The sequence below is a fragment of the Corynebacterium sp. Marseille-P8863 genome, from assembly GCF_946902955.1.
Lineage (GTDB): Bacteria > Actinomycetota > Actinomycetes > Mycobacteriales > Mycobacteriaceae > Corynebacterium > Corynebacterium gottingense.
The window spans coordinates 16,522-37,793 of the sequence record NZ_CAMPQC010000022.1 but is presented as its reverse complement, the minus strand read 5'-3'; the positions used below and the strand labels follow the sequence as shown (position 1 = coordinate 37,793).

Annotated in this window: 24 protein-coding genes and 2 tRNA genes; 9 read left to right on the top strand and 17 right to left on the bottom strand. The window is 65.7% G+C overall.

Annotation, left to right across the window (positions count from 1 at the left end):
* Positions 1-318 precede the first annotated feature (318 nt).
* Positions 319-549: a hypothetical protein gene (locus OVO38_RS11660; protein WP_416358595.1), complete on the bottom strand. Its 231-nt coding sequence runs from the start codon at positions 547-549 to the stop codon at positions 319-321.
* A gap of 116 nt (positions 550-665) precedes the next feature.
* A complete protein-coding gene (locus tag OVO38_RS11655) occupies positions 666-1,868 on the bottom strand; it encodes a L,D-transpeptidase (RefSeq protein WP_267208582.1) in 1,203 nt (400 codons plus the stop codon).
* A gap of 206 nt (positions 1,869-2,074) precedes the next feature.
* On the opposite strand from OVO38_RS11655, the gene OVO38_RS11650 reads away from it, so the two are divergent.
* Both OVO38_RS11650 and OVO38_RS11645 read left to right on the top strand, forming a co-directional pair.
* Positions 2,075-2,147 (top strand) — tRNA-Lys (locus OVO38_RS11650).
* Positions 2,148-2,403: 256 nt separating this feature from the next.
* Positions 2,404-2,970, top strand: a complete 567-nt coding sequence (locus tag OVO38_RS11645; protein WP_267208580.1) for a nicotinamidase — start codon at positions 2,404-2,406, stop codon at positions 2,968-2,970.
* 97 nt (positions 2,971-3,067) lie between these two features.
* On the opposite strand, the gene OVO38_RS11640 is transcribed toward OVO38_RS11645, so the two are convergent.
* Positions 3,068-3,343, bottom strand: coding sequence for a DUF3618 domain-containing protein (locus OVO38_RS11640; RefSeq protein ID WP_095275566.1), 276 nt, complete (start codon positions 3,341-3,343; stop codon positions 3,068-3,070).
* 76 nt (positions 3,344-3,419) lie between these two features.
* Between OVO38_RS11640 and bcp the strand changes: the two genes are divergently transcribed.
* On the top strand, positions 3,420-3,905 hold the full coding sequence (bcp, locus tag OVO38_RS11635) for a thioredoxin-dependent thiol peroxidase (RefSeq protein WP_095275379.1): 486 nt from the start codon (positions 3,420-3,422) through the stop codon (positions 3,903-3,905).
* Positions 3,906-4,074: 169 nt separating this feature from the next.
* Positions 4,075-4,632 carry an Ltp family lipoprotein gene (locus tag OVO38_RS11630; RefSeq protein WP_095553638.1) on the top strand — a complete coding sequence of 186 codons (558 nt, stop codon included), beginning with the start codon at positions 4,075-4,077 and terminating at the stop codon, positions 4,630-4,632.
* 64 nt (positions 4,633-4,696) lie between these two features.
* Here OVO38_RS11630 and OVO38_RS11625 read toward each other — a convergent pair.
* Positions 4,697-4,778 (bottom strand) — tRNA-Leu (locus OVO38_RS11625).
* Between the two features lie 112 nt (positions 4,779-4,890).
* Here OVO38_RS11625 and OVO38_RS11620 point away from each other — a divergent pair.
* Together OVO38_RS11620 and OVO38_RS11615 are read left to right on the top strand one after the other, a co-directional pair.
* Entirely contained in the window at positions 4,891-5,346 is a 456-nt protein-coding gene (locus OVO38_RS11620; protein WP_095553639.1) for a hypothetical protein, read from the top strand.
* Complete coding sequence (locus OVO38_RS11615; protein WP_095553640.1) at positions 5,343-5,708, top strand: DUF3817 domain-containing protein; 366 nt, start codon at positions 5,343-5,345, stop codon at positions 5,706-5,708. The genes OVO38_RS11620 and OVO38_RS11615 overlap by 4 nt, the downstream gene beginning before the upstream one ends.
* 38 nt (positions 5,709-5,746) lie before the next feature.
* Here the strand turns inward: OVO38_RS11615 and OVO38_RS11610 are convergent, their stop codons facing one another.
* From OVO38_RS11610 to clpS, 9 genes are read right to left on the bottom strand one after another with little or no spacing between them, the layout of a single operon-like run.
* The gene (locus OVO38_RS11610) at positions 5,747-6,124 is read right to left on the bottom strand and encodes a hypothetical protein (protein ID WP_095553641.1); all 378 of its coding nucleotides are present in this window, start codon (positions 6,122-6,124) and stop codon (positions 5,747-5,749) included.
* Between the two features lie 23 nt (positions 6,125-6,147).
* The gene (gene rdgB, locus OVO38_RS11605; RefSeq protein WP_095535359.1) at positions 6,148-6,777 is read right to left on the bottom strand and encodes an RdgB/HAM1 family non-canonical purine NTP pyrophosphatase; all 630 of its coding nucleotides are present in this window, start codon (positions 6,775-6,777) and stop codon (positions 6,148-6,150) included.
* The gene (gene rph, locus OVO38_RS11600) at positions 6,771-7,499 is read right to left on the bottom strand and encodes a ribonuclease PH (protein ID WP_095275373.1); all 729 of its coding nucleotides are present in this window, start codon (positions 7,497-7,499) and stop codon (positions 6,771-6,773) included. Before rph ends, rdgB begins: the two co-directional genes overlap by 7 nt.
* Positions 7,500-7,528: 29 nt before the next feature.
* Positions 7,529-8,293 carry an MBL fold metallo-hydrolase gene (locus tag OVO38_RS11595; RefSeq protein ID WP_095553642.1) on the bottom strand — a complete coding sequence of 255 codons (765 nt, stop codon included), beginning with the start codon at positions 8,291-8,293 and terminating at the stop codon, positions 7,529-7,531.
* Between the two features lie 54 nt (positions 8,294-8,347).
* Positions 8,348-9,211, bottom strand: coding sequence for a glutamate racemase (gene murI / locus OVO38_RS11590; protein ID WP_267208573.1), 864 nt, complete (start codon positions 9,209-9,211; stop codon positions 8,348-8,350).
* Between the two features lie 30 nt (positions 9,212-9,241).
* On the bottom strand, positions 9,242-10,042 hold the full coding sequence (locus tag OVO38_RS11585) for a rhomboid family intramembrane serine protease (RefSeq protein WP_095275370.1): 801 nt from the start codon (positions 10,040-10,042) through the stop codon (positions 9,242-9,244).
* A gap of 45 nt (positions 10,043-10,087) precedes the next feature.
* A complete protein-coding gene (locus tag OVO38_RS11580) occupies positions 10,088-11,131 on the bottom strand; it encodes a P1 family peptidase (protein WP_267208572.1) in 1,044 nt (347 codons plus the stop codon).
* 4 nt (positions 11,132-11,135) lie between these two features.
* A complete protein-coding gene (locus OVO38_RS11575; RefSeq protein ID WP_095275368.1) occupies positions 11,136-11,675 on the bottom strand; it encodes a DUF2017 domain-containing protein in 540 nt (179 codons plus the stop codon).
* 4 nt (positions 11,676-11,679) lie between these two features.
* The gene (gene clpS / locus OVO38_RS11570) at positions 11,680-11,979 is read right to left on the bottom strand and encodes an ATP-dependent Clp protease adapter ClpS (RefSeq protein ID WP_173783196.1); all 300 of its coding nucleotides are present in this window, start codon (positions 11,977-11,979) and stop codon (positions 11,680-11,682) included.
* Positions 11,980-12,135: 156 nt separating this feature from the next.
* On the opposite strand from clpS, the gene OVO38_RS11565 reads away from it, so the two are divergent.
* From OVO38_RS11565 to OVO38_RS11555, 3 genes are all read left to right on the top strand, one after another.
* Positions 12,136-12,672, top strand: coding sequence for a CAP domain-containing protein (locus OVO38_RS11565; protein ID WP_267208571.1), 537 nt, complete (start codon positions 12,136-12,138; stop codon positions 12,670-12,672).
* 65 nt (positions 12,673-12,737) lie between these two features.
* Positions 12,738-14,078 carry a nicotinate phosphoribosyltransferase gene (locus OVO38_RS11560; RefSeq protein ID WP_267208570.1) on the top strand — a complete coding sequence of 447 codons (1,341 nt, stop codon included), beginning with the start codon at positions 12,738-12,740 and terminating at the stop codon, positions 14,076-14,078.
* A gap of 26 nt (positions 14,079-14,104) precedes the next feature.
* Positions 14,105-16,093 carry an ATP-dependent DNA helicase gene (locus tag OVO38_RS11555; RefSeq protein ID WP_304441712.1) on the top strand — a complete coding sequence of 663 codons (1,989 nt, stop codon included), beginning with the start codon at positions 14,105-14,107 and terminating at the stop codon, positions 16,091-16,093.
* On the opposite strand, the gene OVO38_RS11550 is transcribed toward OVO38_RS11555, so the two are convergent.
* From OVO38_RS11550 to nrdF, 4 genes are all read right to left on the bottom strand, one after another.
* Entirely contained in the window at positions 16,071-16,808 is a 738-nt protein-coding gene (locus OVO38_RS11550) for an aminoacyl-tRNA hydrolase (protein ID WP_267208569.1), read from the bottom strand. The two genes, OVO38_RS11555 and OVO38_RS11550, sit on opposite strands and share 23 nt — an antisense overlap.
* Positions 16,805-18,064 (bottom strand): phosphoserine phosphatase SerB, encoded by a 1,260-nt coding sequence (serB, locus tag OVO38_RS11545; protein ID WP_267208568.1) that lies wholly within the window; start codon positions 18,062-18,064, stop codon positions 16,805-16,807. The genes OVO38_RS11550 and serB overlap by 4 nt, the downstream gene beginning before the upstream one ends.
* Positions 18,065-18,144: 80 nt before the next feature.
* Complete coding sequence (ctaD, locus tag OVO38_RS11540; RefSeq protein ID WP_095275365.1) at positions 18,145-19,902, bottom strand: cytochrome c oxidase subunit I; 1,758 nt, start codon at positions 19,900-19,902, stop codon at positions 18,145-18,147.
* A gap of 356 nt (positions 19,903-20,258) precedes the next feature.
* Positions 20,259-21,248 (bottom strand): class 1b ribonucleoside-diphosphate reductase subunit beta, encoded by a 990-nt coding sequence (nrdF, locus tag OVO38_RS11535; protein WP_095275364.1) that lies wholly within the window; start codon positions 21,246-21,248, stop codon positions 20,259-20,261.
* Positions 21,249-21,272: the final 24 nt, after the last annotated feature.

Here is a 21,272-nt window from a genome sequence, read left to right as displayed (position 1 = left end):
TGGCTGGAGTGGTGGACCTTCATGTTGCAAGCCAGGAATCCCGATTCGACGAGCACTTTCCCGCCGTAGCCGGAGGTAAGACCGGGAATCTATAGCTCAAAAAGCACACATTTTGTCGCTTAACCCTCGTCGACCGGAGAGATCCAAATCTTGCCGTCGCCAATCGTCCCCGTGGATGCCGCCCGAAGGATGGCGTCCACCGCCCGGTCGGCCAGCCCCCTCCCCCGTGACAATCTCGAGCTTCAGCTTCGGCACGAGGTCCGCTGCAACCTCTGCGCCGCGGTAGACCTCGCCGCGCCCACGTTGTTGCCCGCGGAATCAGCGATCTGGCCCCCTGACCCCAAATGCCTGCAGCGGGGTGGCCACGATCCCGGCGATGTCGTCTCCAGCGTACGACGCCGACCATCCCCACAACACGTAGACGACGGGGACGACCGCCATCGCGGCGAAGGACGTCACCATCATGATCAGCACGTTCTGCCGACCCGCCATCCCTCCGTAGAACAGCGCGAGTCCGGGCGTCATGATCAGCACCAGCGAGGCGCTCATGAGCATCCACGCGGAGTTCCCTGACGCCGCCAACAAGCGAGAAGGTAAATAAAAAAGCTCCAAGCACAATCAGTGCCTGGAGCAGTTCGCTTGTCGACGCCTACGCGCTACCAACCTTACGCATTGGGATCCTCGGTTCCGCCCGAGCGCATCTCCCAGTCCATGTTCCAGTAGCCGAGCCCGTCGTACGGAGTGAGCGTGCCACCGTATGTGTTCTGCACAGTCACCACGTCGCCGCGCTTCACGTTCTCCTGGAACCACTGCGCGTCCGCCATAGACGCGTTAATGCAGCCGTGCGATTGGTTCGTGTTGCCGAGCGCCCACATCGCCCACGGCGCGGCATGGAGGTAGATGCCGGAGTAGGACAGCTGGGTCGCGTACGACACCGGGGTGACGTAGCCACCCTGCTCGAGGCCGAGACCGTAGGTGCGCGAATCCATCACCAACGAGTTGTGCATGTCGCCCACAATGTAGGTGCCGTTCGGCGTATCATGTGAGTTATCGCTGCCGAGCGATACCGGGAAGGACTTCACCAGTTCGTCATTGCGGTAGAACTTCAGCATCTTATCCGCGTTGTCCACCACAGCCTCGACCTTGTCACCAATGGTAAAGCTGTGCTCGACGTCTTCGACGCCGTAGACCCCGCCGCCCATGTCCTTGCCGTACACGTTGGCAGAGACAGTGACCTCGGTGCCAGGCTCCCACAGATCCTTCGGACGCCAGCGCAGCTCGTAGGGGTCGAGCCAGAAATATCCACCCTCGGTGTCGTTGGAGGTCTCCACGTCGATGAGCTCCTCAACGGCCTTTGTGTCCTGAATCGGCACGTCGAAGCGGAACGTGATTGCCTGCCCCACACCGACGTTGTCACCGTCAAGGGGACCCAGGTACACGTTGGTCTCAGCCGCCGGAACCACCGTGGTAAAACTCTGCTTCACCTTCTGGCCCGCAGCGTCTTCAGCCTTCACCGTGTACGTGCGACCGTAACCGAGCGGCTCCGCCGTTTCCCACTCAGTCTTTTCATCGTTCATCTTCGCCCTGACAACCTTGCCGTCTTCGTTGGTCATCACCACGGACGACAGCCCCTCATCCGAGGTAACGGTGACTGGCTCTCCAGGCTCGGCATCTTCAGCGCCGTCCTCGAAAGAGAATTCCGGCGGCTCCGGCTTCGGTTCTTCTGCCGCTTCCTGCTCCTCGGTCTTGGCAACGTGCTGTGTTTCAGCCTCGCTCGTCTCACCGATCGTGCACGACACCAGCGTGGTGGCCATCGCGGCCGCCGCAACGACGCCAGCTGCCCGGCGCACCACTTTCCCTACACGCATGAACGCTTTCCTACCTCCAATATCGCGTTGTGCATTGCAATTACCCTATCTGCCTAAAGCACCCAAACGCTACTTCATTTCGCTTTAAATAGATTACAATTTGAACACTACGAAAAAGGCTCGTGACCAGGCGATTTCACTCCCTGCAAGGAAAGGTGTTATTGTTTTCAACGTCGCCGAGAGCGACAGAGAGAAAAACAAAATACGCGCCATTAGCTCAATTGGTAGAGCAACTGACTCTTAATCAGTGGGTTCGGGGTTCGATTCCCTGATGGCGCACAGTTCACCCCCTCGCGGAGATACCGAATGGTACTCCGCGAGGGGGTTTTCTATTTCGGCACGCTAGTCCCTAGAACGTACCACCCACAACAATCCCGCACATCCCCTTCCCAGCCCCAAAAACCTGAGAGACTTTCTTAATACAGGAATAGGTCATCCCTTTCATATCCTGCAGATTTGGCACGCCTCTCCACTTTCCTGAAACAAAATGCGCATACATTTGCCGTTCGACTGAGAATCAATTAAGGTTGCTACTATGAATACGGCACTCCTGCTTGTAGACGTCCAAAATGACTTCTGCCCCGGCGGACCGCTCGCAACGGCTCGCGGGGATGAGGTGGCGTCGAAAATTGCCCAGTTCCTCAGCACCGAGGACAACCGGACGCGCGAGTACGCGCACATCATCGCCACCCAGGATTGGCACATCGACCCAGGCGAGCACTTCTCTGAGAACCCCGACTTCCAGGACTCGTGGCCGCCGCACTGCGTGGCGGACACCTACGGCGCGAAGATCCGCGGGCCGATCGACACCTCGCTGATCGGCCACTTCTTCCGCAAGGGCGAGCACTCGGCCGCGTACTCCGGTTTCGAGGGCCACGACGACAACGGCATGCTGCTGGGCGATTGGCTGCGCGAGCACGACATCAACGAGCTCGATGTCTGCGGCATCGCCACAGACCACTGCGTTCGCGCCACGGTGCTCGACGCGCTGAAGCAGGGGTTCAAGGTCCGGGTGCTGCGCGGCATGGTTGCCCCCGTCGATGACGCGACGGGCGCCAGGGCTCTCCAGGAGATGATGGACGCCGGGGCGGAGATCGCCTAACGCCGGGGCGCTTGTCGACGCTACAGCGCAGCAAAAAACCGTCCAACCACCAATCGGTGGTGTGGACGGTTTTTCGTTGTTCCGAAGCGGTCTGGCGCTAGTTGCGCGACAGCAGCTTCTGCAGCTCGTTGAGCTCCTTCTTGCGCTTGCGGCCGTTGAGCACCCTGATGCCGACGATCGCGGCGATACCGACGCCGATACCGGCGAGGACCTTCTGCACCGTCTCGTCCTTCAGCCACTCCAGAGCGCCGTCCTTCGCGCCCCCCGCGAGGGTGGACGGGTTCGCGCGATCCGCGAGCTCGTCCAGGGTGCTGGCAAGCTGGCTGCGGGTGCGGGAGATGTCGCGCTCAATGTCGTGAATGTCTCGTGCCACGTTCAATTCTCCTACGTTGTACTCGTTTGTCGGTTCTTGTGACCACAGTAGTGTAAAACGTGTAAAACGGTGAAGTATGAATGATCAGATCAGACTGGAAAAGGGCGACACCGCCCCAGCGTTCACCCTGACCAACGACAAGGGCGAGCAGGTCTCCCTGTCAGATTTCGCCGGAAAGCGCGTCATCGTGTACTTCTACCCGCGGGCGAACACCCCGGGCTGCACAACCGAGGCGTGCGACTTCACGGAAAAGCTCGAGGATTTCAACAACGCCTCCGTGACCGTGCTGGGCATCAGCCCGGACCCCACCGACAAGCTCGCGGACTTCCGCGCGAAGCACGACCTGGGCATCGAGTTGCTTGGTGATGAATCGAAGGACACCCTCATCGCGTACGGCGCGTTTGGGGAGAAGAAGATGTACGGCAAGGTGACGGAGGGCGTCATCCGCTCCACCTTCCTGGTGAACGTGGCTGAGGACGGCACCGGCACCATCGAGGAGGCCAAGTACAACGTCCGCGCCTCGGGGCATGTCGATCGGATCCTGCGCGACTGGGATATTTAGCAGCGTTGAAGGCCCGGGCAAATAGCGCCACCCAGGTGTGATCTTCGCCGTGTTTCGCGGGAACTTTTTGCTTATTCACGCCACGCACGGGCATAATGGTCATATCAGTGAAATTTTGTCCCCTACCGATTTGATGCGGCGTTGACCTGCCGCGACGAAGTGAGGCCTCATGTCTAGTCCAATCAATCCCAGCGATTCCCGCGCCGACGACACCGCCGGTGCCGCGCGCCCGTCCAGTCCGTACCCGCTGCAGGGCGCGCAAGACAACGAAGCGGACGCACGTCCCCGCTCCACCACTGCCCAGTGGGCGACCGTAATCGTCCTCGCTCTCATCGGCTTCGGGCTCCTCGGTTGGTTGCTGCTCAGCGACAACGATGATGAGACCGCCCCGGCGACGGACACCCCCGTGAGCGCCAACGCTACGGCCGGTGCCAACGCCACCGGCGCGCAGGCGGAGGCGCTCAAGGCGGCGGAGGTACACCTGAACGGTCAGGCGATGTCTGAGGAAAACCTGTACACCCTGCTGCGCGACACCGATGGTTTCGACCGTGAAACCGCGAGCTACGCCGTCGACCACCTCGACGCGGACTTTAACCAGCTCGCCCTCCAGGTAGCGCAGCAGATGGAAGAAGACGGCACGAGCCGCAGCGAGCTCACCAAGGCCCTGACTGAAGGGCCCGAGCACTTCACCCGCGAGCAGGCTGAGTTCGCCGTCGAGCACCTCTAACGCAGCCGGAACACGCGCGAGCACAAAGCACCTGGGGCCTTGATGCCCCAGGTGCTTTCTCGTGTGCGCCCGGAGAGACTTGAACTCTCACGTCCGTAGACACTGGAACCTAAATCCAGCGCGTCTGCCAATTCCGCCACGGGCGCGGTGACCATCATGCTACACGGCGCGACGCGCCCGCCCGAAACCGGTAAGCCCCCGCTCACCCCATCAAACTTTAGTTTGGTTGCGCGTGCGGAGTTGGTAAACTGTCCGCTTGTGAGTGAGTTCGGCGAAACAGAGGCCCCTGCACCGGAGAAGCGCTCCCGCGTGAAGGTGCGCGCGTGGCATATCCTGCTGCTTATCGCCGCCGTCATCACCTGCTGCCTGCTGGCGTGGTGGCAGTGGACCCGCTTCCAGTCCGGCACGGGCACGTTCCAAAACCTTGGGTACGCCCTCCAGTGGCCGTTCTTCGGGGCGTTTTTTGTTTACGCCTACCGGGCGGGCATCCGCATGGAAAACGAGAAGATCGACGCGATCAACGCCGGCGAGCAAATGGACAGCCTGTACGAGGCGGACCTGGCCAAGTACGGTGCGGACCCATCGCAACCGAAAACTATCAGCGAAGACTTCCTCCCATCGCGGCCGCAGATGGACGTCCAGGAATACAACGACATGCTCACGCCGCGTAGGCAAACCCCACACCAGCACAAATCCGAGGAGAAGGACGCATGACCGAGCAAACCCCCGCTGCCACCCCGAAGATCCACCCGGAGCGTCAGCGCCGCGTGCGCACCGCGCTGCACCTCTTCTCCATCACGGCGTGGATCACAGGCGTACTTTTCCTCTTGCTCATCACCCGCATGGTGATGCAGTACGGCCTGGGCATGGACGTGTCCCTCCTCTCGTGGGTGGCTCGCGTCCACGGCTTCGCGTTTATGTTCTTCCTCGTCGCCTCGCTGAACCTGGGGCTTAAGGCCCGCTGGTCATCGGTGACGTGGGTGCTCACCGCGGTTTCCGGCATCGTGCCGTTCATGTCCTTCATCGTCGAAGCGAAGCGACGCAAGGAAGTCACCGAGACTTTCCAGCTCGGGTAACCAAGGCGGTCGGGCGCCGGTTACGCGCCCCGAACCAACTACTTTCCTTCCCCAGCCCGGGTCAGGACCATCACGCCGATGTCCTCGGCGCGGTCATTGTCCGGGCTCAACGTCAGCGTGTCGCCGTTGATCTTGCCCTTGTACTCCAGGTCGCGCCCGGAAAGCGGGTCGGCGAGCTTAAATTCCTCGTCGTCCTGCTCGCACCGGGCGTCGTTGGTTTGGCCGTCCGGCTCGGTGAGCTCCCAGTGGCAGTCACCGCCGTCGATGGTGAGGGTCGCGGCGCCGCCGGGCTGGCTGGCGTCCGTGGAGGTGACGTCACCGGACCAGGAGCCGTCCCAATCGGAGGACGAGCCGCAGCCGACGAGCGCGGTTCCGGCGATCATGACAGTGGCTGAGAGTGCAAGCGTTTTCTTCATGCCACTACCCTAGCCAAACTGGCCTATCCCAGCAGGCGCGCGATGTCCGGGGCGAGCGCGCGCAGCGCCTGTCCACGGTGCGACCGGGCGTTCTTCTCCTCTGGCGTCAACTCCGCCGAGGAGACCGGACGCATCGCTTCGGCTGGCTGCGCGTCGTCCGGGGCGAACAGCGGGTCGTAGCCGAACCCGCCCTCGCCCTGCGGCTCGCGGAGCAGCTGGCCCGGCCAGCGGCCCGTCGCCGTGAACTCGTCGCCGGCGGGGGTGACGAGGGCGCAGCAGGAGATAAACGCGGCGTCGCGAAGCTCGATGTCCTGCATCTGCGCGAGCAACAACCGGTTATTCGCGGCGTCGGCGTCGTCTGCGTCGTGGTCGCCGGACCAACGCGCGGAGAGCACGCCAGGCATCCCGTTGAGCGCAGTGACGGCCAGGCCCGAGTCGTCGGCGACGCAGGGCAGCCCGGTGCGCGCGGCGCCGGCGCGAGCCTTGATCAGCGCGTTGTCCTCGAAGGTCAGCCCGTCCTCTTTCGGCTCCGGGTAGGGTTCGACGTCGCGCAGCGACACCAGCTCAACACCGGCGATGTCCAGCTCGCGCAGCACCTCTTCGAGCTCGCGGAGCTTCCCGGGGTTGTTCGAAGCGACCAGGACTTTTACCATCCCAGCGCCGCCTTCTGGGCGCCGATCAGCTCGTTGAGCCCGACCTCGGCAACATCGAGCATCTCGTTGAGCTCGCTGCGGCCGAAGAGGCCGTGCTCGCCGGTGCCCTGGATCTCCACGAAGTTGCCGCCCTCCTGCATCACCACGTTGAGGTCAACCTCCGCGCGGGAGTCTTCCTCGTACGGCAGGTCGAGGCTCACGCGGCCGTCGATAATGCCAACGGACACCGCAGCGACGGGCTTGAGCAGCGGCTCGCCCGGTACCACGCCGCGCTCCTTGAGCACCTCGATCGCGTCCGCCAGCGCTACGTACGCGCCCGTGATGGACGCGGTGCGCGTCCCGCCATCGGCTTGCAGCACATCGCAATCGAGCTGGATGGTGTTTTCGCCCAGCTCGGACAGGTCCACCGCAGCGCGCAGAGAGCGACCCACCAGGCGGGAAATCTCGTGGGTGCGGCCCTTGACCTTGCCCTTCATGGATTCGCGCGGCATGCGGTCGTGGGTGGCCGACGGGAGCATCGCGTACTCCGCGGTGAGCCAGCCTTCGCCGGAATCCCGCTTAAAGCGCGGCACGCCCTCCTCCACGGAGGCGGTGCACATCACGCGGGTGTTGCCAAACTCGACAAGCACGCTGCCAGCTGGGTTGGAAGTAAAGCCGCGGGTGATGCGCACCGGGCGCATCTCGTTGAGTCCGCGGCCGTCTGCGCGTTTGAAATCAGTCATGCGCCCCAGCCTAACGCACGCCGCGCGCCCTACAGCTCGAAGACGTCCCCCGCGGAGCCAACCACGATCTCGCCATCAAACTCGGCTCGCGCCGCCTCGAGCGTGGCCTGCGTGCTGGTCCACGGCTGGATGTGCACGAGCACCAGCGTCTTCACCCCAGCCTCGCGGGCGATGCGACCGGCCTCTGCGCCGGAAAGGTGCATCCCCGGCGCCATCCCCTCCGAGGTCGGGCCCCAGGCGGCTTCGCAGAGGAAGAGGTCGGCGTTACGGGCGGCGTCGATAAGCGCGGGCGTCCACGCGCTATCCCCGGAATAGGCGATTGCGCGCGAGCCATCCTCAATGCGCAGCGCGTGCGACTCCGCAGCCGGGTGCACGACCTCGAACGGTGTCACGGTCACCCCGCCGAGGGTTTCCGCCTGCCCGGTGCGCCACGCTGCGAAATCGAAGGTGTCTGCGATGTCGTCGATCTGGTCCGGGCCGTCCGCGCTCATCCGGCCAACATGCTCCGGCGTGTAGCTCGGGCCGAACATGCGGTGGCGCGACGCCGCCGGCTTTTCCGGGTGGTAGCGGCGCCACACCAGCAGCGAGGCGATGTCGGAGCAGTGGTCCGCGTGCAGGTGGCTGAAGCACACGTGCGCGTCCGCCGGGTCGAAGTGTTCCTGCATGGCAGCGAGGGCACCGGGGCCGAAATCCAACAGAATGTCGCTGTGCCCGGGCGCGCTCACTACGTAGGAGGAGCCGGGGTTGCCTGGCGCGGCCAGGCTCCCGGAGCAGCCGAGGATGGTCAACTTCATGCGCTTACTGTGCCATGAATCTGCGGGGAATTCTAAACTTCGGGGCATTTTTGCTTATCGACGCCGCACAGCCCCCAAGTTTTGCTCCCCCACTGCCCGCACCTGCGGCCCCAGGAAGCGCGCGGCCAGCCGGTCGAACACCACCGGGTCGCCCGTCGACGCAAACACCCGCTCGGGCGCGCGGCCGCTCTCGGCCTGCGGCGGGGCGAGCATGTCGCGCTCCGTGAGCACGCGCAGCACGTCCTTCGACGTCTCCTCCGCCGAAGAGACAAGCGTGACCTGCTCGCCGATGGCCAGCTGAATCACGCCCGAGAGCAGCGGGTAGTGCGTGCAGCCCAGCACCAGCGTGTCCACGCCTGCGGCCTGCAGCGGTTCGAGGTACCCCTGCGCCACGCCGAGGATCTGGCGGCCGGAGGTAATACCGCGCTCCACAAACTCCACAAAGGCCGGGCACGCCGCCGCGGTGACCTGCAGGTCGGACTTGAGCGAAAAGAGGTCCTGGTACGCCCTCGACTTGATGGTGCCCGCGGTGCCGATGACGCCCACCTTGTTGTTCCGGGTCGTCGCGATCGCGCGGCGCACGGCGGGCTGGATGACCTCGATGACGGGGATGTCGTACCGCTCGCGCGCATCGTGCAGGAATGCGGCGGTGGCGGTGTTGCAGGCAATGACGAGCATCTTGCAGCCCTGGTCTACGAGCTGGTCGCCGATGCGCTGCGCGTGCGCGCGCACGTCTGCGATCGACTGCGGACCGTACGGACTGTGGGCCGTATCGCCGATGTAGATGATTGCTTCATCGGGCAGCTGATCCATCACGGCGCGCGCGACGGTCAGCCCTCCCACGCCGGAGTCGAAGATGCCAATCGGCGCGGAATTTCCCGCGCTGGTTCCGTTGCTACTCCCACTGTGCTGTTCCATGGGTGCCATTGTGCCACCCGTGTCGCCGCGCTAGTAGCCCGCCTGTTTCCGAGCCTTCTTCGCCTCGCGCTTGGCCACCAGCTCCGGCGGGTCGTCCGAGGTAATGATCATGCCGGCGAAAAATCCGCCGATGGCGCCGAAGAGGTGTGCCTGCCAGCTCACGCCGGGCGTGCCCGGCAGCACGCCCAGGATCAGCCCGGAGTAGAAGAACGCGAGCACGAGGCCCAGCGCGATCTGCGTCCCGGATCGGTTGAAGATGCCGCGCACCAGGAGGTAGATCAGCCAGCCGTAAATGACGCCCGAGGCGCCGAGGTGGTTGGTACCAATCCCGCCGAACAGCCAGGTGCCCAGCCCGCTGAATACCGTGGCAAACGTCGTGACCTCCCAGAAGACGCGCTTGCCCGAGTAGCCGATGAGAAACGCGAAAATCGCTCCGGTGACCGAGTTACCCACGATGTGCTCGAGGTTGGCGTGCAGCAGCGGGGCGGTGAAAATGTGCCAGATGCTCACCAGGTCGAGCGGGTGGATGCCCCAGTACTGCAGGAGCCCTCCGAACAGCCCCTCGTTGAGCAGAAACACCGCCCAGATCACCACCAGGTAGCCGATGGCGAATGTGAACCCCGTGCGCCGCTGCTTCTTGCGCTTGGTCCGTTTATCTTCCGGCTGCGCGCCGTCCGGGAACGCGGGCAGCTGCGTCTCAGGGTGCGAAAACGGCCGCTGGAACGGCTTGCCGTAGCCGGGCTGGTGGGTCTGGCCGTAGCCCCAGCCCGCGCCCTGGTAGGGGTTACTGGGTGGGGTCGGGCCGCTGGTTCCGTAAGGATTGTGTGTCATCGCTGATAAGTGTAGCCGGGGCGCTCCCCGGCGCGCTGAGCAAGCTTATCGACGCCCACCAGCAACCACGTCCGACCACGCCGTCACCCCGAAACCGCCCGTGGCGCTGCACACTGCGTCCACGATCGCTGCCTCCACCGCATCCGCCGCGGCACCGCAAAGGTGCGCGAGCGCTTCCGGTGCCAGCGGCTCCGCGGCGTCGCCCTGCCCACCCGCGTCTTGACCATCATCTTTCGGGACGGAGACGGCGAAGAGGGTGTCGCCGTCCAGCGGCGAGTGGGCGGGGCGGATCGCGCGGGCGATGCCGTCGTGCCCCGTCATGGCCAGGCGCTGCAGCTGCGGCACCGGGAGGTCCACGTCGGTGGCCACCACGCCGATGGTGGTGTTCAGCTGCGGGTCCGGCGCGCCGCTGCCAGGGGCAGGCCGCTGCAGGGTGCGGTACCGCTCGAGGTCCACGGCGGGCTTCGAGGCATCGCCAAACAGCAACCCCGTCGCGGGGTCAACCGCGGAGCCCACCGGGTTTGCCACCACCGCGGCGGTCACCGTCGCGCTCCTGCGCGCCCCGGGAAGTTCCACCGCGCGGGACGCGATGCCGAACCCGCCGCGCAGGACGCCGGCGGTCGCGCCGCAGCCGGCACCGACACTGCCCGACGCCAACGGCTCGCCCGCGGTGTCCTCCAGCGCTGCCGCCACGGCTGCGGCCCCGTCACTCGCAGTTGGGCGGTGCGACGGATCACCGACGGCAAGGTCGAAAATGACGGCTGCGGGGACGATGGGCACGCGCGGGCCCGGCACGCCCTCGCCGAAGACTGGGAACCCCCGCCCGCGCGACTCCAGCTCGCGCATCGCGCCGTCGGCGGCGGCCAGGCCGAACGCCGAACCGCCGCACAACAGGATCGCGTGGACTCGCTCGACCGTGTTGTGCGGGGCGAGCAGGTCGGTCTCGCGGGTGCCCGGCCCGCCGCCGCGCACGTCGACGGCGGCGCGCATCCCGCGCGGGTCGGCGGCGACGAACGCGGTCACACCGGTGTCGCCCAGGGAGAGATGGGCCGCGGGGAGGATTGGGGCCACGGTGGCGTCGACAAGCATCTGTTTACTCGCAGAGCACCTCGACGAGGGAGTCCTGGCAGAACGCGAGCCACTCCATGAGGCGCTCGCGATCCTGCGCCTGGCCCTCGCCGCCGCGATCATCCGCGGACACGTAGAGGCGCATGTCATTGAGCGCGGCGACGAACTGGTGGGCCTCCTGCTCGTCGATGCTCACCTCCACGCCGCCGTTGGGGCCCAGCACGTCATTGATCACCTGCATATTCATCAGCTTCGCGCGGATGATGTCGTTCTCGTGCAGGCTGCGGAGCAGGCCGTTGTCGCCGTCGAACTCCTCGTCGCCCTCGCGCTCGAAATCGGGCAGCAGGCGGGCCAGTTTCGGGTCCTCCGGTGCCTCGGTGTGGCCCGTGGACATGCCGACCATCTCTGCAAACTCGTCCTTCGGCGCGGACTGCGCGCGCGAGATGAGCGCCTCCGACACGGTCGCGGTGAGGTCGCCGATCACCTCGCGCTCCAACGGATCGAACTTGGTAGTGAACTTCACGCCTGAGCGCATCAGGCCTTTCTTCTTACGCCACGGTTGCATAGCTCTACCCCGCCTGCTGCATCGTCGCCCACAGGCCGGCGGTGTGCAGCTTCTTCACATCGCCCTCGACCTTGTCCTTCTCACCCGAGGAGACCACGGCCTTACCCTCGGTGTGTACCTGCATCATCAGCTCATTCGCGCGCTTGCGGTCGTAGCCCAGCACCGTCTGGAACACGTAGGTGACGTAGCTCATCAGGTTGACCGGGTCGTCCCATACAATGCACATCCATGGCAGGTTCTCTCCGGCCGCGACCTCAACCTTCAGGTCCTCCTCAAGGTCCGGGGTAGCCATCGGCGAGCTCATCTGCGGCACTCGGCTCGCGGCTGAACTCGCTTCCGGGCTCATGTCCGGGCTCATGTCCTGGCCCATGTCCTGGCGCGTGAATTCGCAATTCATGCGGACCAGCCTACCGGTTGTTTCCCGCACGTGTGCCCCGGGAGGTTGCTAGGATCAGGGCCCATGCGGAACATCCCCAGCCTCCAGGAGCTGCCTGTCTCCACCGAGCAGTTGCTGCGTGCCGTGCTCGCCGTCCTTGGTATCGTCAGCGCGGTCGCCCTCACCGTGGTCAGCGCTCAGCACTCCGACGGCTCCTCGCACGCGGACGGGCGCGGCGACAGCTACGTCGATCCCGACTTTGACACCGGGCAGCAGCTCGAGGAGATCCGCACCGACTTCTTTACCGCCATCGCCCAGTTGCGTATCGACGACGCGCTGCCCCCGGTCAGCCTCGACCCCGACTTGCAGCGCACCGCCCAAGCCCAAGCAGAGGGCAACGCGGTCACCGGTGAGCAGCCGCTGCTGGATGCCGGCGAGAAAACCGCGCAGGTCCCCACCCACCTCCCGGTAGAGCAGGCCTCCGGCTACGAGTTCTTCGAGCTGTTGACCCACTCGCCCGAGCACATGGAGGTGCTGCTGGATGATCGCCACCGCGACCTGGGCATCGGCGTGGCCTACGGGCGCGGCGATGTGTGGGTCGTCGTGGCGTTTGCGGGATAGCCGCGAAGAGCCCCTTCCACGCAAATAAACGCGACGCGCGCGACCAGGGCGTAGTCTGTAAGACCATGACGAACTCCACGCCGGACTCTACAGCGTTTCTGACCGACATGTACGAGCTCACCATGCTCGACGCCGCACTGAAGGACGGCACCGCACACCGCCAATGCGCGTTCGAGGTATTTACCCGGCGCCTGCCCGGCGAGCGCCGCTACGGTGTGGTCGCCGGCACCTCGCGCGTGATCGACGCGGTAGAAAAGTTCCGCTTCACGCACGACCAGATCGACTCGGCTGACTTCCTGTCCGACGAGGCCAAGGACTACCTGGCCAACTACCGGTTCTCGGGCGACATCGACGGCTACCGCGAAGGCGACATCTACTTCCCCTACTCCCCCATCATGACGCTGCGCGGCACCTTCGCCGAGTGCGTCATCCTGGAAACAGTCATCCTCTCCATCCTGAACTCGGACTCCGCTGTCGCCTCCGCCGCCTCCCGCATGGTCTCGGCGGCAGACGGCCGCCCGATCATTGAGATGGGCTCGCGCCGCACCCACGAGCAGTCCGCCGTGACCGCCGCCCGCGCCGCCTACATCGCCGGGTTCGAGGCCACCTCCAATATGGAGGCGTCGCTGCGCTACGGCATCCCGCCCTCAGGCACCGCCGCGCACTCCTGGACGCTGCTGCACGTGGACGAGGACGGCACGCCGGACGAGAAGGCGGCGTTCAAGGCGCAGATTGACCAGCTGGGCGTAGATACCACGCTGTTGGTGGACACCTTCGACATCACCAAGGGCGTGGCCAACGCCATCGAGGTCGCGGGCACGGAGCTCGGCGCGGTGCGCATCGACTCGGGCGATCTGGGCATCGTGTCGCGCCGCGTGCGCCAACAGCTGGACAAGGCCGGCGCGTTTAACACCCGCATCATCGTCTCCTCCGACCTCGACGAGTTCGCCATCGCCGGGCTGCGCGGCGACCCGGTCGACGGGTTCGGCGTGGGCACCTCCGTGGTCACCGGCTCCGGCGCCCCCACCGCCGGGCTCGTGTACAAGCTCGTCGAGGTGGAGGGCCACCCGGTGGCGAAGCGCTCGTCGGGCAAGCAGACCTACGGCGGCGCGAAGACGGCGCTGCGCGGCTACCGCGCGTCAGGCGTCGCTGTCGCCGAGATCGTCTACCCGCTCGACGCGGAGATCACCCGCAAGCCCAACCTGGATTACCACGAGATCGTGGTGCCAATGGTGCGCGGCGGCAAGCGCCTCCCCGAGTACGACGAGCAGCACGGCAGTCTAGAGCAGGCCCGCACCCTGCACGACGCGGCGCGCGGCACCCTGCCGTGGGAGGGCCTCGCGCTCTCGCGCGGCGACGCCGCCATCCCGACGCGATTCGTCGGCTTCCCCGACCCGCTGGACTAACACCGACCCCGCTACACTTTCACGGTGTGAGCACGCGCGAGGAAGAAGAAGGCACCACCACCGGCGACGTTCCCCTGAGCGGGGAGACGCTGGAATTGTTGGGCGCTGTCGTCGATAAGCTTGGGGGTGCAACGCGCGAGGGGCAGCAACGCATGGCTGAGGCCGTGGCGCGCGCACTGGACACGGAGCGCCACCTCGCGGTGCAGGCCGGCACAGGTACCGGCAAGTCCTTCGCCTACCTCGTGCCCGCGGTGCGCTACGCGCAGGCCAACGACACCACGGTGGTCGTCTCCACCGCCACGCTCGCGCTGCAGCGCCAGCTGGTGCAGCGCGACCTGCCGCGCCTTGCGGACGCGCTCGAGCCGCACTTGTCGCACCGCCCCACCTTTGCAATTCAAAAAGGCCGCAACAACTACGTCTGCCTGAACAAGCTCGCGCAGGACGAGCCAGAGGGATCGCTTATCGACGAATCCGAGCTCTCCTGGACCGGCCGCCACGTCAAGCGCGTGGCCGAGTGGGCGCAGGAGACCGAGACCGGCGACCGCGACGACCTCTCCCCCGGCGTGCCGGACCTGGCGTGGCGGCAGGTCTCCGTGACCTCCAACGAGTGCCTTGGCGCCGCCCGCTGCCCGCACGGCGAGGAGTGCTTCGCCGAGCTCGCGCGAGAGAAGACGCGCGACGTGGACGTCGTGGTGACCAACCACGCGCTCCTGGCCATCGACGCGCTCGCGGATTCCAACATCCTGCCCGAGCACGAGGCCGTGCTCATCGACGAGGCCCACGAGCTGGACGCGCGCATCACCTCGGTGGCCACGAACGAGATCTCCGCCCGAGCGCTCACGCTCGCGGCGCGACGCGCGGACAAGATCGGCGGCGACGGTGACAAGCTCGAGGAGGTCAAGGACGACTTCACCGCGGTGATCGACCTGGAGCAGCCCGGCCGCTGGGAGCGCATCTCCGACCCGGCCCGCGGCGCGTTCGCCGCGCTTCGCGACGCGCTCTGGGCCACCCGCACCAGCATCGCGGACAGCCCCGAGGGCGAATCGGAGAACAACCCGGAGAAGTTTGCCGAGCGCACGAACCTGAAGAACCACCTCGGCGACCTGCACGACGCGGTCGTACGCATCCTGGGTGTGTTTGACGAGGACGACCCCGCCAAGCACACGGACGTGGTGTGGCTGACCCGCAACGAGCGCTTCGGAGATTCCGTCGCCGTCGCGCCCCTGTCCGTGGCGGCCCTGCTACGCGAGAACCTGTTCGGCGAGCAAACCGTCGTGCTCACCTCCGCGACGCTCACGGTCGGCGGCAACTTCGACGCGATGGCCGCCGCGTGGGGCCTGCCGTCCGGGTCCTGGGACAGTCTGGACGCGGGCACCCCATTCGACCCGGCGAAAGCCGGCATCCTCTACACCGCCCGCCACCTCCCAGCCCCCGGCCGGGACGGGCTGAGCCGCGAGACTCTGGACGAGATCGCCACCCTCATCACTGCCGCGGGCGGGCGCACCCTCGGGCTGTTCTCCTCGCGCCGCGCCGCCGAACAGGCCGCGGAGGCGATGCGCGCGCGACTCCCCTTTGACATTTTCTTACAGGGCGAGGACTCCACCGGCGCGCTCGTGACCGCCTTTGCCAACGCGGAAAACTCGTGTCTGTTTGGCACCCTGTCGCTCTGGCAGGGCGTGGACGTGCCCGGCAGTTCCCTCTCGCTCGTGCTCATTGACCGCATCCCCTTCCCCCGCCCCGACGACCCGCTCCTCCAGGCGCGCGCCAACGCCGCCGACGCCGCCGGCCGCTCCGGGTTCATGGAGGTCTCCGCAACCCACGCGGCACTCCTCATGGCGCAGGGTGCCGGCCGCCTGCTGCGCTCGGTGGACGACCGCGGCGTCGTCGCCGTGCTGGACAACCGCTTAGTCACCAAGCGCTACGGCGCATTCCTCCTGCGCTCGCTGCCGCCCTTCTGGCAGACCGACCGGCTCGACGTAGTCACCGGAGCGCTCAAGCGCCTGGTCGCCCGCTAGCCGGGTCGAACGCGCCCGGCGGCAGCGTGAGCACCGTCATCGAGCCGGGCGCGACCTCGGTAAAGCCCGCATCACGCACCGGCACCGCGCCCGGGTGCGCCGCGCAAGCGGCGAACACGTCCGCAGGCACCTCGCGCACGTTTAGCGGGCACCCGGCGGCAGCCCACTCGCGCACCTCGCCCTCCGGACGCGCTGCCGCGTACAGCATCGACGCGTGCCCCACCTGCGCCGCCGCCTTCCCGGCCGTCATCTCGAGGGACGCGTCCACCACGATCATCGGCGCGGTCGGGTCGAACGGGAGCGGGCCCTCGTCGGCCGGCAGGTCCGTGCCGCGGACCTGCAGCTTCGCCAGCTCGCGCGGCACCTCGGACACCGCGGAGGGCACGAACGCACGCACGCTGCCGACGGTCACGCCGGGCAGCGCCTGGACGTCGTCCCACGCCTTGTTGCGGGCGCGCCGCACCACCTTCCGGATCCTGCGGGAGTACCACGCTTCGAGCCGCTCGCGCCAAAACCCGTCGCGCTCGGCCCGCTCGTCGAGGCAGACGAGGAGGGCGGCACGTGCGGCGTCGATAAGCATGGCGTTGCGGGCGGGCGGGTCCTGCTTCGGCAGATTGATGGCCATTTGCATCGCCTGCACCGCCGCGGGGTCGTCGGGGTCGCCGGAGCCTGCGCCTATCGACGCCGCGAGCAACCCGTGCGCCGACGCCGTCACAGCGGGCGCCTGGTGTCGATGCCCGCGGCCGCGTCGGAGGAGTCGATCTCCTCGCGGGGAATTCCCAGGATGTAGAGGACCTCGTCCAAGAACGGGAAGTTCACCGAAGCGTCCGCCACCTCCTTGAGGGCGGGCTTGGCGTTGAACGCGATGCCGAGGCCGGCTCGGGAGATCATGTCAATGTCGTTGGCGCCGTCGCCCACCGCGACCGTCTGCGAAAGCGCCAGCCCGGAGTCCGCGGCGAACTCGGCGAGGAAGTCCGCCTTGGCCTTGCGGTCCACCACCTTGCCGATGACCCGGCCGGTGAACTTGCCGTCCTCAATCTCCAGCGTGTTGGCGCGCACGTAGTCCAGCTCGAGGTCCGCGGCGAGGTCCTCGAGCACCTGGATGAATCCGCCGGAGACGACCGCCGTGCGGTAGCCCAGCGAGTTGAGCGTGCGGATGGTGGTGCGGGCGCCCGGGGTGAGCTCGATGTCGGCGGCGACACGGTCGATGACGGAGGCGTCGAGCCCAGCCAGTGCCTTCACGCGCTCGCGCAGCGACTCCTCGAAGTCCAGCTCGCCGCGCATCGCGCGCGCCGTTACCTCGGCCACCTCCGCTTCGCGGCCGGCGTGGGCGGCGAGCATCTCGATCACCTCGCCGGTGATCAGCGTTGAGTCGCAGTCGAAGCACACGAGGCGCTTCGCGCGCCGGTGCAGGCCTGCGTGCTCCATCGCCACGTCCACGCCGAGTTCGCCGGAGAGTTCGGCCAAACGCTTGCGCAGCTCCTGGGCATCGCCAGGTGTGTAGTCCGGCATGGTGATGCGGAATTCCAGCCCGGTTACCGGGTACTGGGCAACGCCGCGGATGGCGTCGATGTTAGCGCCCACGGCGGCGAGCTCCGCGCCGAGGCGAGAGATGGCCTCCGCGCTGACCGGGTTGCCCAGGGCCACGAGCACGTGCGTCGAGCGGGGGCGCGACACCGCGCGGGCTTCCGCGTGTGTCTCGATGTTCACGCGCTGGCCGTACTCCCACAGCCCGTCGCGAAGCTCTCGCTCAACCTGCGTGAGCGAGTGGGGATCCATGCCTACCAGGGCCGCGAGCATCATGCGTCCGCGGAAGTCTGTCTGGGAGACGTCGAGCAGCTGCACCCCGTGCCGAGCGAGGACGGTGAAAAACTCGGCGGAAACGCCGGGGCGGTCCGGGCCCGAGGTGGAAATCACCGCGGGCTTGAGACCCGGTTGCAGTTCGACTTGGAAGGCTGGCTGGTTGGTCACAAACCAGGACGATAGCACAGCAAAACCCCTCACCGAGGCGGTGAGGGGTAATTACTGTCAGGGGGTTCGCGCCAAGCGAATTACTTGGTCACAGCGGTAGAACCGGTGGTTGCGGACTCGCCCTTCCAGGTTGCCGGGCCGTCTGCGTGGTGGCCGGCGTGCGCCTCGCGGCGCAGGGTCTCCACCATGTGCGGGTAGTGCAGCTCGAACGCCGGGCGCTCGGAGCGGATGCGCGGCAGCGCGGTGAAGTTGTGGCGCGGCGGCGGGCAAGAGGTTGCCCACTCGAGGGAGTTGCCGTAGCCCCACGGGTCGTCCACCGTGACGACCTCGCCGTAGCGCCAGGACTTGAACACGTTCCAGATGAACGGCAGCATACCGATGCCCAGGATCAGGGCGCCGACGGTGGAGACCTGGTTCAGGAAAGTGAAGCCGTCGGTGTCCAGGTAGTCGGCGTAGCGGCGCGGCATGCCCATGTTGCCCAGCCAGTGCTGGACCAGGAAGGTCATGTTGAAGCCGATGAAGACCAGCCAGAAGGACAGCTTTGCCAGGCGCTCGTCCAGCATGCGACCCGTCATCTTCGGGAACCAGAAGTGGACGCCGGCGATTGCGGAGAACACCACGGTACCGAACAGGGTGTAGTGGAAGTGCGCGACCACGAAGTAGGAGTCGTGCAGGTGGAAGTCCAGCGGCGGGGACGCCAGCATGATGCCGGTCAGGCCACCGAAGAGGAAGGTGAACAGGAAGCCCATCGCCCACATCATCGGGGACTCGAAGGTGATGTGGCCGTTCCACATGGTGCCGACCCAGTTGAAGAACTTCACGCCGGTCGGCACGGCGATGAGGAAGGTCATGAAGGAGAAGAACGGCAGCAGGATCGCGCCGGTGGCGAACATGTGGTGCGCCCACACGGCCATGGACAGGCCCGCGATGGCCAGCGTTGCGAAGACGAGACCGATGTAACCGAAGATCGGCTTACGGGAGAAGACCGGGACGATCTCGGAGATGATGCCGAAGAACGGCAGCGCCAGAACGTACACCTCGGGGTGGCCGAAGAACCAGAACAGGTGCTGCCACAGGATGGAGCCGCCATTAGCGGTGTCGTAGATGTGGCCGCCGAGCAGGCGGTCGTACAGCACGCCCAGTGCCGCGGCGAGCAGCAGCGGGAAGATCATCAGAACGATGATGGAGGTGACGAACACGGTCCAGGTGAAGACCGGCAGGCGGAACATGGTCATGCCCGGTGCGCGCATGGTCAGCACGGTGGTGAGCATGTTGATCGCGGAGGCGACGGTACCAACACCGGTTGCGCCCACGCCGACGATCCAGAGGTTGGCGGAGACGGACGGGGTGTGGACTGCGTCAGCCAGCGGCATGTACATGGTCCAGCCGAAGTCGGCCGCGCCACCCGGCGTGATGAAGCCAGAGAGCATGGCGACAACGCCGACGGTGGTAATCCAGAAACCGAAGGCGTTCAGGCGCGGGAAGGCCACGTCCGGTGCGCCGATCTGCAGCGGCAGGATGTAGTTAGCAAAGCCCCAGACGATTGGGGTACCAAAGGCCAGCAACATCACCGTGCCGTGCATGGTGAACAGCTGGTTGAACTGCTCGTTGGACAGGAACTGCATGCCCGGGTGGAACAGCTCAGCACGGATAAGCAGCGCCATGAAACCGCCGAGGAAGAACCAGACGAAGGACATGATGATGTACATGATGCCCAGTTCTTTGTGGTCGGTCGTGGTCAGCTGCTTGTAGATTTTGGAGCCACGGCGAGCGTGTCCCGTCGGCTCCGGACGTGTCGGCGGGACATGATTGTCCAGCCTTGGCGCCACAGCGGTCATTCGATCCTCCTGACTTCGGCTCGCCACCGCAATGGCGGCGAGGCCTTGTTAGATACCGAATCATCATATGTGATCGGCTCATGAAATTGCCAGCCCTCCCAGGCCAGCTACAGGTTAAACAATAGGCCCTTGCGTCACATCGTGCGCGTCGGTCCGAAAGCACCACGCGCGATCCGCCGGGATTGCCCCGCGTGCGCGCCCACTCCCCCGCCGAGGTGGGCGCGACACGCCCAAACACCTCGACAGATTGCCGGTTGACCCCATTCGTGGTCAACCCCGCGTTAAGTTCCCCCGTTGTATATCAAACGAAAGGTTGAGGCTTATCGACGCTCACGTGGTCGTCGATAAGCGTGCCCCTAAAAGTCCCAATCCTCATCGGCGGTGTCCTCCGCCTTGCCGATGACGTAGGACGAGCCGGAGCCGGAGAAGAAGTCATGGTTCTCATCCGCGTTCGGCGACAGCGACGCGAGGATCGCCGGCGACACCTTGGTCTCATCCGCCGGGAAGAGCCCCTCGTAGCCGAGGTTGTTCAGCGCCTTGTTGGCGTTGTAGCGCAGGAAGCGCTTGACGTCCTCGGTCCAGCCGAGCGGGTCGTAGATGTCCTCGGTGTACTGCTGCTCGTTCTCGTAGAGGTCGTAGAGCAGATCGAAGGTGTACTCCTTCAGCTCCTCCTGGCGCTCCGGGGACTCCTCGCGCAGCGCGACCTGGTACTTGTAGCCGATGTAGTAGCCGTGCACGGCCTCATCACGGATAATGAGGCGGATGATGTCGGCGGTGTTGGTCAGCTTGGAGTGCACCGACCAGTTCAGCGGCAGGTAGAACCCGGAGTAGAAGAGGAAGGACTCCAGCATCACGGAGGCGATCTTCTTCTTCAGCGGGTCGTCGCCGCGGTAGTAGGATTTGACAATCTTCGCCTTGCGCTGCACCTGGGCGTTTTCCTCGGTCCAACGGAATGCGTCGTTAATCTGCGGCGTGGACGCCAGCGTCATATAGATATTGCTGTACGACTTCGCGTGCACGGACTCCATGAAGGCGATGTTGGTATACACGGCCTCCTCGTGCAGCGTGCGCGAATCCGGGATCAGCGACACCGCGCCGACCGTGCCCTGGATGGTGTCCAGCAGGGTCAGGTTCGCAAACACGCGCATAGTGGCGAGCTGCTCCGCGTCATTGAGCGTGTTCCAGCTCGGGATGTCGTTGGACACCGGAATCTTTTCCGGCAGCCAGAAATTACCGGTGAGGCGGTCCCACACCTCCTGGTCCTTATCATCCGGAATCTCATTCCAGTTGATCGCCTTAATCGGGTTCGGGTGGCTATCCAGGTATGCCTGATATTCCTCGCTCATGGCTCACATCCTAACCAAATGTCT

What these genes read in the sequence shown, in the direction of transcription:
- OVO38_RS11660 (WP_416358595.1), bottom strand. Translation starts at nt 549, where the DNA reads ATGAGCGCCTCGCTGGTGCTGATCATGACGCCCGGACTCGCGCTGTTC.
- OVO38_RS11655 (WP_267208582.1), bottom strand. Translation starts at nt 1,868, where the DNA reads ATGCGTGTAGGGAAAGTGGTGCGCCGGGCAGCTGGCGTCGTTGCGGCG.
- OVO38_RS11645 (WP_267208580.1), top strand. Translation starts at nt 2,404, where the DNA reads ATGAATACGGCACTCCTGCTTGTAGACGTCCAAAATGACTTCTGCCCC.
- bcp (WP_095275379.1), top strand. Translation starts at nt 3,420, where the DNA reads ATGAATGATCAGATCAGACTGGAAAAGGGCGACACCGCCCCAGCGTTC.
- OVO38_RS11630 (WP_095553638.1), top strand. Translation starts at nt 4,075, where the DNA reads ATGTCTAGTCCAATCAATCCCAGCGATTCCCGCGCCGACGACACCGCC.
- OVO38_RS11615 (WP_095553640.1), top strand. Translation starts at nt 5,343, where the DNA reads ATGACCGAGCAAACCCCCGCTGCCACCCCGAAGATCCACCCGGAGCGT.
- OVO38_RS11610 (WP_095553641.1), bottom strand. Translation starts at nt 6,124, where the DNA reads ATGAAGAAAACGCTTGCACTCTCAGCCACTGTCATGATCGCCGGAACC.
- rdgB (WP_095535359.1), bottom strand. Translation starts at nt 6,777, where the DNA reads ATGGTAAAAGTCCTGGTCGCTTCGAACAACCCCGGGAAGCTCCGCGAG.
- rph (WP_095275373.1), bottom strand. Translation starts at nt 7,499, where the DNA reads ATGACTGATTTCAAACGCGCAGACGGCCGCGGACTCAACGAGATGCGC.
- OVO38_RS11595 (WP_095553642.1), bottom strand. Translation starts at nt 8,293, where the DNA reads ATGAAGTTGACCATCCTCGGCTGCTCCGGGAGCCTGGCCGCGCCAGGC.
- murI (WP_267208573.1), bottom strand. Translation starts at nt 9,211, where the DNA reads ATGGAACAGCACAGTGGGAGTAGCAACGGAACCAGCGCGGGAAATTCC.
- OVO38_RS11585 (WP_095275370.1), bottom strand. Translation starts at nt 10,042, where the DNA reads ATGACACACAATCCTTACGGAACCAGCGGCCCGACCCCACCCAGTAAC.
- OVO38_RS11580 (WP_267208572.1), bottom strand. Translation starts at nt 11,131, where the DNA reads ATGCTTGTCGACGCCACCGTGGCCCCAATCCTCCCCGCGGCCCATCTC.
- OVO38_RS11575 (WP_095275368.1), bottom strand. Translation starts at nt 11,675, where the DNA reads ATGCAACCGTGGCGTAAGAAGAAAGGCCTGATGCGCTCAGGCGTGAAG.
- clpS (WP_173783196.1), bottom strand. Translation starts at nt 11,979, where the DNA reads ATGAGCTCGCCGATGGCTACCCCGGACCTTGAGGAGGACCTGAAGGTT.
- OVO38_RS11565 (WP_267208571.1), top strand. Translation starts at nt 12,136, where the DNA reads ATGCGGAACATCCCCAGCCTCCAGGAGCTGCCTGTCTCCACCGAGCAG.
- OVO38_RS11560 (WP_267208570.1), top strand. Translation starts at nt 12,738, where the DNA reads ATGACGAACTCCACGCCGGACTCTACAGCGTTTCTGACCGACATGTAC.
- ctaD (WP_095275365.1), bottom strand. Translation starts at nt 19,902, where the DNA reads ATGACCGCTGTGGCGCCAAGGCTGGACAATCATGTCCCGCCGACACGT.
- nrdF (WP_095275364.1), bottom strand. Translation starts at nt 21,248, where the DNA reads ATGAGCGAGGAATATCAGGCATACCTGGATAGCCACCCGAACCCGATT.